An 11,362-nucleotide genomic window follows, 5' to 3' on the forward strand; every position below is an offset into this window, starting at 1 on the left:
GGTCAGTACGGCTTCCGCCGCACGGGCGCGCCAGGGCCGGGAGGCGACGGCTCCGAGGGCGAGGCGCGCTTCGCGTACGCGGCCGTCCTCGATGTCGAGCGCCGCGGCGACGGAGCCGATGGCGAAGGCGTACGAGGCGCGTTCGCGCACCTTGCGGTAGCGGGAGTGGGCGGCGACGGGCGCGGCGGGCAGGCTGACGTGGGTGATCAGGGCGCCCGGCGGCAGGGTGGTCTCCCGGTGCGGGGTGTCTCCGACGGGAAGGTAGAAGTCGGTGATCGGCGTCTCGCCGGGCCCGTCGGCGCTCTCGTAGGAGACCACGGCGTCGAACGCCGTCAGCGCCACGCCCATGTCGGAGGGGTGGACGGCCACGCAGTGGCCGGAGGCGCCGAGGACGGCGTGGTTGTGGTGCTCGCCGGCGACGGCGGGGCAGCCGCTGCCCGGCACCCGCTTGTTGCAGGGCCCCGAGACGTCGGTGAAGTAGCCGCAGCGGGTGCGCTGAAGGAGGTTGCCGCCGACGGTGGCCATGTTGCGCAGTTGTCCGGAGGCGCCGGCCAGCACGGCGTGGGCCAACGCCGGGTAGTGGCGGCGGACTTCGGGGTGGGCGGCGAGATCGCTGTTGGTGACGGTCGCCCCGATGCGCAGGCCGCCTTCGGCCGTGGTCTCGATGCGGTCCAGGGGGAGTTCGCGGACGTCGACGAGGCGGGCGGGGCGCTCCACGCCGGCCTTCATCAGGTCGACGAGATTGGTGCCGCCGCCGAGGAACCGTGCCTGCGGGTCGGCGGCGAGGAGGGCGACCGCACCGGTGACGTCGTGGGCGCGCTGATAACCGAACTCCTTCATGCGGCGGCCTCCTTCGTGGCTGCCGTCCGGTCCTCGGCGTGTGCCTCGGCGGCGCGGGCGACGGCCTGGACGATCGAGACGTAGGCGCCGCAGCGGCACAGGTTGCCGCTCATGCGCTCGCGGATCTCGTCGGGCGTCAGTGGTGGCAGCCCCGCCTCGGGCCCCGGATCGTCGGTGACGGCGCTCGGCCGGCCGGCCGCGTGTTCCTCGATGACGGCGATGGCCGAGCAGATCTGGCCGGGTGTGCAGTAGCCGCACTGGTAGCCGTCGAGGTCGAGGAAGGCCTGCTGGACGGGGTGCAGCTCGTCGCCCTCGGCCACGCCTTCGATGGTGGTGATCTCACGCCCCTCGGCCGCGACCGCGAGGCTGAGGCAGGAGACGACGCGCCGCCGGTCGACCAGGACGGTGCAGGCGCCGCACTGTCCTTGGTCGCAGCCCTTCTTGGTGCCGGTGAGATCGAGGCGCTCGCGCAGCGCGTCGAGCAGGGTGGTGCGGTGGTCGATGGGCAGGTGGTGCTTCTCGCCGTTGACGTTCAGGGTGATCGCACTGGACGTCGACGTGGTCGCTGGGGCCATGATCAGCCTTCTCTGGTGTCTGGTGACGAGGAACCGGGTCGCCGACGGGCGACCGGTCGAACCGGCGACCGGCGAACGCGACCGGCGCTAAGGTAGCGCTAACCGGACCGTTGTCCGCTCACGGAAAAAACGTAACGGACAGCTGTCCGGTCAACAAGGACGGGTTTCGGCCACGAGCCCGCGAGGAGGATCCGTGTCGCAGCCGAAGAAGGACGCTCCCCTGCGTTCGGACGCGCAGCGCAACCGTGAGCGCATCCTGCGGGTGGCCATGGTCGAACTGACGCTGTGCGCGGACGCCCCGCTGAGCGCGATCGCCAAGAAGGCGGGCGTCGGGCAAGGCACGTTCTACCGGAACTTCCCGCACCGGGAGGCGCTCGTCCTGGAGGTCTACCGCTACGAGATGCAGCAGGTCGCCGACGCCGCGGGCGAGTTGCTCCAGACGCTCCCGCCCGAACGGGCCCTGCGCGAGTGGATGGACCGCCTCGCCCGCTTCGCCCTGACCAAGGCCGGTCTGGCGGACGCGATCCGGCTGGTCACCAGCGCGCCGGGTGGGCCCGCCAAGCCGGGGCCCACCCCGGTCATGGAGGCGGCCGGAACCCTGCTCCGCGCCTGCGAGGACGCCGGCGCCGTCCGCCCCGGGGTGACCCCGGACGACTTCTTCCTCGCCATCGCCGGTCTCTGGCAGATCGGTCCGCACGAGGACTGGGAGCCGAGGGCCGGCCGGCTCCTGGACTTCGTCATGGACGGACTGCGCGTCGGGGCGCCCGGCCGGTGACCGTACCGTCCGCCGCCGGGTGTCGGCGGACCGTGTGATGATGCCCCGTGCAGCGCTCGGACCTGGGGAGGGACCGAGCACAACACACGCGACGGGAGCGGTGCGTTGAGTAAGGGCGGGGCGTCCATACCGGACGAGGAGTGGGAGCGTTTCCTGAGGGAGGCCGAGGCCGGGGGCGCCGGTGCGCCCGAGGAGCCGTCGGCGCGGGCCCGGATGGTGGCACAGCGGCTCCAGGAAGAGCCCGGCCGGCCGGAGGGGTGGCGGACGTACACGCCGCCCCGGCGGCGCGGGGGCAAGGGCTGGGCGGCGCTCGGTCTGGCGGCCGCCGTCGCCGTGGTGGTCGTGGCCGTCGGCCCCTGGGGGGTCACCGACTGGTTCGACGGTGGCGACGGGACGGCCGCCACGCCCCTCGCCGCGGAGTCGGAGCGCCCGACCGGGCCGCCCGCGCTGGAGGCGGCGGACCGGCCGCCCACCCTCGACGAGCCATTCAGGGGGTCACCGGCCGCGCGCTGGAGCGACGGAACGGCGGGCATCCACCTGCCCGAGGCGCGGGCGACCGGCTGGATGAACAGGACGGAGGTCGCGGAAGCGCTCGCGAAGACCCGGGACTTCCTCGCCGCGTCCAGCCTCGACCCCGCCGTACTGCGCGGCGAACGGCCGGACAGGGCCATCGCGCTGATCAACCCGCACCAGTCGGACGTGCGCGACTTCCTCAAGAAGGCGTTCCGCGCACCCGACCGCGAGAACGACCCGCTCCTGCTGTTCAGCCGCTTCCGGTCCTCCGACGTGCGACCGGCCGGGGACGTGGTCAAGACCCGCGGCCGGGTCACCTTCCGGGAGGGCGAGCGCGGTGCGGTGGAGGTGTCCACCGACATCACCTACGTCTACCCGGTCGTGCGGGCCGCGAGGGGCAGCAGCGAGGTCGCGCGGACCATCGTGCGCCGCGAGGTGGTGATGAGCTGGGACGACCCGGCGAAGATCGTGACCGAGCCGGGGACGTTCTCCCTCGTCTCCTACAAGGTGGACACCACCAACGGCGGTTGCGACACCTACACCGGCTATCTGACCCCCGCCTTCCTCGCCGAGCGCACCACTGCCGACGCGGGTGACGGCGCCGAGGTCGACCCGTACGACCGGAGCACGTCGATGGAGGAGCGGATGCGCGCCGGCGACGACGAGGGCTGCGGAACCGCCACCCGCTCCTGAGGAGGGACGGTCCGCGCTCCGCGCGGGAGCGTTCACGGGGGCGCCGCGAAGCAGGCCCTGTTTCGCGGTGCTGCCCGGCGGAGTCCCGCGAAGCCGGCCTGTCCGTGGCGCCACCCCCCGACGGAGCCGGGAGTGCGCTCCGCGGTGCTCGGGGAATTGCCGTACCAGGCGGCGGCGACCAGCGTCGCCTGCTCGCGCGGCGTCATGTCCCGGGCGTACGGGATCGGGTCGACGAGCGGGGCGACGAGGCGGCGGTGCCGGGGTTTCGCCAGGTCGACGGGGTCTCCCAGCACCGAGCACGAGCCGGCGGTCAGGGTCCGGACCCCGCGCATCCTCGGTTACCTCGGCACGCCGCCGGTGGACGACCGGACCGAGGCCTCCCACAGCCCGGCGAACCGGTCGAGCAGCCCGGCCGCCGCCGCCACGTCGTCCGTCAGGGGCCGGTCGGCCGGTTCCGCGTCGAGCACCGAGGCCGCGAGTTCGTAGGCGCGGCCGACCGGCAGCTCCGGATCGAGCCGCAGCTCGCGCTGGCGCAACGCCCTGACGGCCGCGACGAGTTCACAGCCCACGACCAGCCGGAACGCCTCGCACGCCCGCAGGGTCTGCCGGGCCGCCAGCGACGCGAAGCTGGCCTGCTCCTCGACACCCCGCGAGAGCACCGCATGGCCGAGCGAGGCGGGCGCGGAGAAGGCCCGGAGATCACCGAGCGCCGCCCCGGCCGCGTACTCGAGGATCATCACGCCCGACGACGCCGGCTCGCCGTCCGCGAGGAACGGGCGCAGACGGGTGAAGCCCGGTTCGTTCAGCGTCGAGAGCCGGGAGGTGGAAAGGCGGGCCACCTGTGTCACCGCGAGCCTGAAGTGGTCGAGCGAAAGGGCGAGTTGGGCAAGGTAGAAGCCGCCGTGGTGGTAGGCCGCCATATCGTCGGCCGAGATCAGCGGGTTCTCGGCCGCCGCGTTGATCTCGACCGCGAGGACCTCTTCGAGCGCGTCCGCCGCATCGTGCGCGGGCCCGTGGATCTGCGGCACGCAGCGGAAGCCGTACGGGTCCTGGATCCGGCCGAGCGGCGGCGTGGGGCGGTCGGGGGCGCCGAGCAGCAGCCGCATCCGCTCCGCGACCGCGTACGAACCGGCGTGCCGCCGCGCCTCGTGCACGGGCAGCGCGTAGGCCTCGTAACTGCCGTCGATCGCCATCAGCGACAGGGCCGCCACCACCTGCGTGGCCGCGATCAGGGTGCGCAGCTCGTGCAGGGCGAGGGCGGACTGGCCGAGGGTGAGGGCGTTGCTGCTGATCAGGGCGAGGGCGTCGTTGTTGTCGAGGGGCTGCGGTGCGGGGGCGGTCCCGGCCCCCTGCCAGGGGTGTTCGCCGGCCAGCGCGAGGCCCATCTGCGCGAGTGCGGCGATGTCGCCGGTGCCGACCGAGCCGAACTCGTTGACCTTGGGGTGGGCGCCCGTCTCCAGGGCCTCGCAGAGTGCGGTGACGACGGTCGGGCGCAGTCCGGCGCCGCCGGCGAGGAGCTGGTTGGCGCGGACGGCGAGCATGGCGCGGACCTGCCGTGCGGGGAGTTCCTCGCCGATCGCTCCGGCATGGCTGCGCAGCAGCCGCAGACCGTGGTCGGAAGCAGCCTCCGTGGGCACGGTCTCGTTCCGGTTCGCGCCCACGCCGGTGGAACGGCCGTAGACGCGACCCCACGAAGCGATTTCCCGCGCGGCGTTCCAGGAGGCTTCCACGCGCTTCATGCCCTCGGTCGCAGGAACGGGCCGGGCGGTGGATTCGGCCAATCGTACGACATCTGCGACCATCATGCGGCGGCCGTCCAGGATGACGATCGCACCATCGCCGCCTACCACCCTGTCCGAGATATGAGACGACATCCGTAGCAATTCCCCTTCTGTCGGGCGCTCCGTCTTGCCCTGCGGCCACGGATATCCAGGGATTCACACCCGCACGGCGACGACCTATTGACAACCTATTCAGTCACCGAGAACTCTGCATGATGATATGCAGCCGGGCAAGGGACTCCTCATGATCCAATTCGACAAGGCCCACAAGCGCTTCCCGAACGGCACGACCGCGGTGCACAACCTCACGCTCGACCTGCCGGAAGGGGGCGTGACCGTCCTCGTCGGATCTTCCGGTTGTGGAAAGACGACCACGCTTCGCATGATCAACCGGATGGTCGAACCGACCTCCGGGACGATCAGGGTGGGCGGCAAGGACGTCCTGGAGCAGGACGCCGCCGAGCTGCGCCGCTCCATCGGCTACGTCATCCAGCAGTCCGGGCTCTTCCCGCACCGCACCGTCCTGGACAACATCGCGACCGTGCCGCTGCTGCTCGGCTGGGGCCGCAGGAAGGCGCGGGCCCGGGCGGCGGAACTCCTGGAGACGGTCGGCCTCGCCGCCGACGCACAGAAGCGCTACCCGCACCAGCTCTCCGGTGGCCAGCAGCAGCGGGTCGGGGTGGCCCGCGCGCTCGCGGCGGACCCGCCGGTCCTCCTGATGGACGAGCCCTTCGGCGCCGTCGACCCGGTGGTCCGCACCCAGCTGCAGGACGAACTGCTGCGTTTGCAAAGGGAGTTGAACAAGACGATCGTCTTCGTCACGCATGACATCGACGAGGCCGTACGGCTCGGGGACCGGATAGCCGTCTTCCGTACCGGAGGCCACCTCGTCCAGTGCGCCTCCCCCGCCGAACTCCTGGCCCGCCCCGCGGACGCGTTCGTCGCGGACTTCCTCGGCGCGGAGCGCGGCCTGAAGCTGCTGTCCCTGACGACGCTCGAAGAGGTCGCCCAGGGCCCCGCCCCCGAAGGCGGCCGCTGGCAGCTCGCGCTCGACGCGGCCCGCAAGCCGCTGGCCTGGCGCGACGAGGAGACGGACACGGAGATGCCGGTCCGGCCCCTGCGGGACGCCGACTCGCTCCTCTCCGCGCTCAACGAGTCGATCGCCGCGCCGAGCGGCCTGGTCGCCCGGGTCGACGCGGACGGCGTCCTCACCGGCGTGACGTCCCGCGAGGACATCCACGAGCGCGCGGGCCAGGTGCACAGCGCGGCGAGCACGGTGGCGGCGTGAGTGTCGACTGGTCGTGGATAGCCGACCACACCGACGATCTCACCACCCTGACGCTCTCCCACCTCCAGGCCGCCCTGACCGCCGTACTCCTCGGTCTGCTCGTCTCCCTCCCCCTGGCCGTGGTGGCCCACCGGGTGCGCAGGCTCCGCGGGCTGCTCCTCGGGCTGTCGAACGTCCTGTTCACGATCCCCTCCATCGCCGTGTTCGTCCTGCTCCTGCCGGTCAGCGGACTCACCCGCACCACCACCGTCATCGGCCTGACGATCTACACGCTCGTCGTGCTCCTGCGGAACACCGTCGAGGGCCTGGACTCCGTCCCCGCCCGGACGAAGGAAGCCGCGAAGGCGATGGGCTCCCGGCCGCTGCGCACGCTGCTCACCGTCGAACTGCCGCTCGCGCTCCCCGTGATCATGGCGGGTGTACGGATCGCGACGGTGATGGCGATCTCCCTGGTCTCCGTGGCCACGTACATCGGCGACGGCGGGCTCGGGCAGCTCTTCACCGACGGGTTCCAGCGCAACTTCCCCACCCCCGTCATCGTCGGCGTCGTCCTGACCCTGCTCCTCGCACTCGTCGCGGACGCCGTGCTCGTCACCCTCCAGTACGTCCTGACGCCGTGGGCCCGCCGGCAGAAGCAGGGGGCCTGACCTCATGTACGAACTCCTCAAGGGCCTCGGCGACTGGCTGGTCAGCGGTGAGCAGTGGACCGGCTCCGACGGCATCGGGCACCGCCTCGCCGAGCACCTCCAGTACTCCCTGCTCGCCACCCTCGTCGCCGCCGCCATCGCCCTGCCCGTCGGTCTGCTCATCGGCCACACCGGGCGCGGCGCCTTCATCGCCATCAACCTGTCGAGCTTCGGGCGGGCGCTGCCCACGGTCGGGCTCGTGGTCCTCGTCTTCCTCGCCAGCGGACTGTCGATGTGGCCGGTCTACATCGCCCTCGTCGCGCTCGCGGTCCCGTCCATCGTCACCAACACGTACGCCGGGATGACGGCGGTCGACCCCGAGGTGAGGGACGCGGCACGCGGCCAGGGCATGCGCTGGCACCAGGTCCTCCTCCAGGTCGAGCTGCCGCTCGCGCTGCCCCTGATCATGACCGGGCTCCGGCTCGCGCTCATCCAGGTCGTCGCGACGGCCACCATCGCCGCGTACGTCTCCTTCGGCGGGCTCGGCCGGTACGTCTTCGACGGGCTCGCCCAGCGCGACCTCGTGCAGGTGCTCGGCGGGGCCGTGCTCGTGGCGCTCGTCGCCGTCGTCCTCGATCTCGCGCTCTCCGCCCTCCAGCGCGTCCTTTTCCGCCACCGCCCCGCCCCGCGGGCCCAGGCCTAGGAGCCCTCCATGAACCGCAGAAATCTCCTCGGCGGACTCCTCGCCGTCGCCACCGTCCCCGCGCTCGCCTCGTGCGGCGGCGGCATCACCTCCCTCGACGGGGAGGGGTCCGGGGGCGGGGGCGGGGGCTCCAGCGAGGGCGGCGTCACCATCGGCACCGCCAACTTCACCGAGAACCAGGTCCTCGGATACCTCTACGCCGCGACGCTCGAAGCGTCCGGGGTGAAGACGAAGGTCCGCCCCAATCTGGGCACCCGCGAGATCCTCATCCCCGCTCTGAAGGGCGGCGACATCGATCTGCTGCCCGAGTACCAGGGCGCACTGCTGCACTACCTCGACGCGGAGGCCACGGCCACCGAGGAGGGCACGATGCAGAACGCCCTCGCGATGCTCCTGCCGCGCGGCCTGCAGATCCTCCCGTACGGCGAGGCGGAGAACGCCGACGCGTTCGCCGTGACGAGGGAGACCGCCGAGAAGTACGGTCTGAGGTCGCTGGCCGACCTCGCGAAGCACAACGGCAAGCTCGTCATCGGCGCGGCCCCCGAGGTCAAGAAGCGCACGGTGGGATCGGTGGGCCTCAAGGACGTGTACGGCGTGGAGTTCAAGGAGTTCAAGTCCCTCGACTCCTCGGGCCCGTTGGTCAAGGGAGCCCTCAAGAAGGGCGACGTGGACGTGGCGAACCTCTTCACCACCGACACCGACATCGTCGCCGAGGGCTGGGTCGTCCTCACCGACCCCAAGAACCTGATCCCCGGCCAGCACGTCGTTCCGCTCATCGCCGACCGCAAGGCCGACTCGGCGGTCCGCAAGGCGCTCGCACGCCTCGGGGCCGTACTGACGACCGAGGACCTCACCGAGCTCAACCGCCTGGTGGACAAGGACCGGAAGGACCCCGAGGACGTCGCGAACGACTGGGCGGCGGAGCACGGCATCACGAAGTAGCCGCGGCGGTCGCGGGAGGTCACTGCCTCCCGCGACCGGCCGTCACCTCCGGGGGCCGGGTCGGGGGCTACCTCCCGAGCAGCGCGGCGACGGTGATCAGCACCGGGGCGGAGAGCAGGGTGGACAGCAGGATCGACTCCCTGGCGAACCGCTCGGCGACCCCGTAGTGCGAGGCGTACGTGAAGAGGTTCTGGGCGGCCGGGAGAGCCGCGATCACGACGACGGCCAGCAGCGCCTCGCCCCGCAGCCCGAACAGCCCCGCGCCGACGGCCCAGGCGACGACCGGCTGGGCGACCGTCTTCAGCAGGGCGGACAGGTACAGCGCCCCCAGGTCCTCGCCCCGGCCCGGACGCTCGCCGCCGTACAGGGATATCCCGAAGGCGAGGAGGACCGCGGGGACCGACATGTTGCCGATGAGGACGAGCGGTTCCAGCAGGGGCCCGGGCAGGGTCCGGCCGGACGCGGCCACGGCGACACCCGCCAGCGATCCGATCGCCATCGGGTTGCGCAGCGGGGTGGTCAGCCGCCGGACGACCGGGACCGGCTCCCCCGGGCGGCTGAGGTCGAGGACGGTCAGGGCCAGCGGGGTCACCACGATCTGCTGGAGGAGCAGCACCGGGGCGACGAGCGAGGCGTCTGAGAGGACGTAGACGGCGATGGGGATGCCCAGATTCCCGGCGTTGACGTAACTGGAGCACAGGGCGCCGATGGTGACCCGTCCGGCGTCCCAGCGCAGGAAGAACCCGGCCGTCACGACGAAGACTCCGGCCGCGGCGGCCGCGGCCGTCGCCGTGACCAGCAGGCGTGTCGACAGGACGACGGACAGGTCCGCGCCCGCGAGCATGGTGAAGAGCAGGGCCGGGGTCGCCACGTTGAAGGCCAGCCGGGTCAGCACGGTGCGGCCGTCCTGTCCCAGATGTCCGCGGCGGCCTATGACGTACCCGACGGCGATGACGGTGGCGATCACCGTGAAGCCGGTGAGGACTCCCTGCATGTCTTCCTTGCGGGTGGATCAGTTCGGTGGGCGGGGCGGGTGGAACACCTGGTCAGGTGCCGGACAGCGTCTCAGACCACCGGTCGCGCCCCCGAGGCGGGGGGGGCGCGACCGGTGGGCCGCCTCCTGCCGGTTCAGCCCCGGACGGTTTCGCCCGAGCCGTCGCCGGGTCCGTGTGCCAGTGCGCCGACGAAGCGGGCGGTCAGGGCGGTGGGTGCGGTGATGGCGGTGCCGACCACGACGCTGTGGGCGCCGCGGGCGAGCGCCTCGGCGGCCTCCTCGGGGGTGCTGACGCGCCCTTCGGCGACGACGGGTACGGCGATCGCGGCCGACAGGGACGTCACGAGGTCCAGATCCGGTCCGGTCTGCTTCGGGGTTCCCGGCACATAGCCGGACAGGGTGGTGGAGACGAGGTCCGCCCCTTGTGCGGCGGCGGTGATCCCCTCGGCGAGGGTGGCGACGTCGGCCATGACGAGGGCCCCCGCGGCGTGCACGGCGGTGACGAGCTCGGCGAAGGTGGAGCCGTCCGGGCGCGGCCGGTCGGTGGCGTCGGCGGCGACCACGGCGGCGCCCGACGCGGCGACGGCCAGGGCGTGCCGGACGGTCGGCGTGATGTACACCCCGGTGTCGCCGTCCTTCCACAGGCCGATGACCGGCAGGTTTACCGCCGCCACGATCGCGGCGACGACCTCCGGTTCGTTGGCGCGGATCGCGGCGCCGCCGCCGGCGGCCGCCGAGAGCGCGAGGCGGACGAGGGTGGCGGTCTCGCGCATCGGGTCCCCGGGGGGCGCCTGGCAGGAGACGATCAGTCGGCCCCGGAGTGCGGCGGCCAGATCCTGTGCGTTCATCGGTGAGCTCCCGGACGGTGGAGGGGAAGGGTGGCGGTCAGGGCCGCCGCGCCCCGTACGGCGGCGTCCCCGCCGTGGAGCGGGGGTTCGGGGTGAAGTCCCCGCAGGGGCGGCATCAGCTCGGCGGCGAAGGCCGTGGCGAGCGCGGAGCGGTACAGCGCGCCGATGCGGGGGACCCCGCCGCCGACGACGACCCGGTCGGGGCCGAGGGCGTTGGCCAGGCCGCCGAGGACCCGACCGGCCGCGGTCGCACCGGTGGTGATGGCCCGTACGGCCGCCTGCTCGCCTCCGGCGGCCCGGGCGGCGACCGTTTCGAGCCGGTCCGGCCCGGTGCCGGTGAGCCGTGCGTAGTGGGCGGCGATGCCCGGGCCGGAGGCGATGACCTCCAGATGTCCGGTGGCACCGCAGGTGCAGGGCAGTCCGGCCGCCTCGGCGCTGGGCAGATGGCCGAGGTGGCCGGCGATTCCGGCGGCGCCGTGCAGCATTCGCCCGTCGACGGCGAGGGCGCCGCCGACCCCCGTGCCGACGGCCGCGTACAGCAGTGAACCGTGGCGGTCGGCCAGGGCGGCGAGTTCGGGTCCCGCCGTGGCGCGCACGTCGTTGTCGCAGGCCACCGGCAGGCCCGTACGGTCCGCGAGGCCCGCGCCGAGGGCGGTGCCGGCCCAGCCCCGGATGGAGTCGGTGGCGCTGGTGACCATGCCGCTGCGGGGGTCGACGACCCCGGCGGCGGCGATGCCGACCAGGGAGGCCAGGCCGTCCGGGTCGACCTCGGCCGCCGCCGCGG

13 protein-coding genes are annotated in these 11,362 nt (G+C 72.8%); 6 read left to right on the forward strand and 7 right to left on the reverse strand.

All coding sequences use genetic code 11. From position 1 onward, the window contains the following. Both CR470_RS30005 and CR470_RS30010 read right to left on the reverse strand, forming a co-directional pair. A partial coding sequence (locus tag CR470_RS30005; protein WP_097870634.1) for an FAD binding domain-containing protein occupies positions 1 to 840 on the reverse strand: 840 nt, incomplete at its 3' end. Continuing rightward, positions 837 to 1,415 carry a 2Fe-2S iron-sulfur cluster-binding protein gene (locus CR470_RS30010; RefSeq protein WP_097870635.1) on the reverse strand — a complete coding sequence of 193 codons (579 nt, stop codon included), beginning with the start codon at positions 1,413 to 1,415 and terminating at the stop codon, positions 837 to 839. The genes CR470_RS30005 and CR470_RS30010, both read right to left, overlap by 4 nt. A 193-nt stretch (positions 1,416 to 1,608) precedes the next feature. Between CR470_RS30010 and CR470_RS30015 the strand changes: the two genes are divergently transcribed. Continuing rightward, on the forward strand, positions 1,609 to 2,190 hold the full coding sequence (locus CR470_RS30015) for a TetR/AcrR family transcriptional regulator (RefSeq protein ID WP_097870636.1): 582 nt from the start codon (positions 1,609 to 1,611) through the stop codon (positions 2,188 to 2,190). Between the two features lie 105 nt (positions 2,191 to 2,295). Next, complete coding sequence (locus CR470_RS30020; RefSeq protein WP_097870637.1) at positions 2,296 to 3,396, forward strand: hypothetical protein; 1,101 nt, start codon at positions 2,296 to 2,298, stop codon at positions 3,394 to 3,396. A gap of 32 nt (positions 3,397 to 3,428) precedes the next feature. On the opposite strand, the gene CR470_RS40815 is transcribed toward CR470_RS30020, so the two are convergent. Then, complete coding sequence (locus CR470_RS40815; protein ID WP_257138960.1) at positions 3,429 to 3,728, reverse strand: hypothetical protein; 300 nt, start codon at positions 3,726 to 3,728, stop codon at positions 3,429 to 3,431. 6 nt (positions 3,729 to 3,734) lie between these two features. Beyond that, on the reverse strand, positions 3,735 to 5,270 hold the full coding sequence (locus tag CR470_RS30030; RefSeq protein ID WP_097870638.1) for an aromatic amino acid ammonia-lyase: 1,536 nt from the start codon (positions 5,268 to 5,270) through the stop codon (positions 3,735 to 3,737). Positions 5,271 to 5,397: 127 nt separating this feature from the next. Between CR470_RS30030 and CR470_RS30035 the strand changes: the two genes are divergently transcribed. From CR470_RS30035 to CR470_RS30050, 4 genes are read left to right on the forward strand one after another with little or no spacing between them, the layout of a single operon-like run. Further along, positions 5,398 to 6,465: an ABC transporter ATP-binding protein gene (locus tag CR470_RS30035; RefSeq protein WP_097870639.1), complete on the forward strand. Its 1,068-nt coding sequence runs from the start codon at positions 5,398 to 5,400 to the stop codon at positions 6,463 to 6,465. Beyond that, the gene (locus tag CR470_RS30040; RefSeq protein ID WP_097870640.1) at positions 6,462 to 7,112 is read left to right on the forward strand and encodes an ABC transporter permease; all 651 of its coding nucleotides are present in this window, start codon (positions 6,462 to 6,464) and stop codon (positions 7,110 to 7,112) included. Before CR470_RS30035 ends, CR470_RS30040 begins: the two co-directional genes overlap by 4 nt. A 4-nt stretch (positions 7,113 to 7,116) precedes the next feature. Then, on the forward strand, positions 7,117 to 7,794 hold the full coding sequence (locus CR470_RS30045; RefSeq protein WP_097870641.1) for an ABC transporter permease: 678 nt from the start codon (positions 7,117 to 7,119) through the stop codon (positions 7,792 to 7,794). 9 nt (positions 7,795 to 7,803) lie between these two features. Continuing rightward, on the forward strand, positions 7,804 to 8,736 hold the full coding sequence (locus CR470_RS30050) for an ABC transporter substrate-binding protein (protein WP_097870642.1): 933 nt from the start codon (positions 7,804 to 7,806) through the stop codon (positions 8,734 to 8,736). A 67-nt stretch (positions 8,737 to 8,803) separates the two neighbouring features. Here CR470_RS30050 and CR470_RS30055 read toward each other — a convergent pair whose 3' ends face one another. From CR470_RS30055 to CR470_RS30065, 3 genes are all read right to left on the reverse strand, one after another. Further along, the gene (locus tag CR470_RS30055; RefSeq protein ID WP_097870643.1) at positions 8,804 to 9,730 is read right to left on the reverse strand and encodes an AEC family transporter; all 927 of its coding nucleotides are present in this window, start codon (positions 9,728 to 9,730) and stop codon (positions 8,804 to 8,806) included. 134 nt (positions 9,731 to 9,864) lie between these two features. Next, positions 9,865 to 10,578, reverse strand: coding sequence for an N-acetylmannosamine-6-phosphate 2-epimerase (locus CR470_RS30060; RefSeq protein ID WP_097870644.1), 714 nt, complete (start codon positions 10,576 to 10,578; stop codon positions 9,865 to 9,867). Further along, positions 10,575 to 11,362 (reverse strand): ROK family protein (locus CR470_RS30065; protein WP_097870645.1); only part of this gene is annotated, 788 nt, incomplete at its 5' end. The genes CR470_RS30060 and CR470_RS30065, both read right to left, overlap by 4 nt.

The organism is Streptomyces sp. rh34 (assembly GCF_002551245.1).
Lineage (GTDB): Bacteria > Actinomycetota > Actinomycetes > Streptomycetales > Streptomycetaceae > Streptomyces.

Coding starts and splice junctions, on each gene's coding strand:
- CR470_RS30050 (WP_097870642.1), top strand. CDS start 7,804: ATGAACCGCAGAAATCTCCTCGGCGGACTCCTCGCCGTCGCCACCGTC.
- CR470_RS30055 (WP_097870643.1), bottom strand. CDS start 9,730: ATGCAGGGAGTCCTCACCGGCTTCACGGTGATCGCCACCGTCATCGCC.
- CR470_RS30060 (WP_097870644.1), bottom strand. CDS start 10,578: ATGAACGCACAGGATCTGGCCGCCGCACTCCGGGGCCGACTGATCGTC.
- CR470_RS30035 (WP_097870639.1), top strand. CDS start 5,398: ATGCAGCCGGGCAAGGGACTCCTCATGATCCAATTCGACAAGGCCCAC.
- CR470_RS40815 (WP_257138960.1), bottom strand. CDS start 3,728: ATGCGCGGGGTCCGGACCCTGACCGCCGGCTCGTGCTCGGTGCTGGGA.
- CR470_RS30030 (WP_097870638.1), bottom strand. CDS start 5,270: ATGTCGTCTCATATCTCGGACAGGGTGGTAGGCGGCGATGGTGCGATC.
- CR470_RS30045 (WP_097870641.1), top strand. CDS start 7,117: ATGTACGAACTCCTCAAGGGCCTCGGCGACTGGCTGGTCAGCGGTGAG.
- CR470_RS30010 (WP_097870635.1), bottom strand. CDS start 1,415: ATGGCCCCAGCGACCACGTCGACGTCCAGTGCGATCACCCTGAACGTC.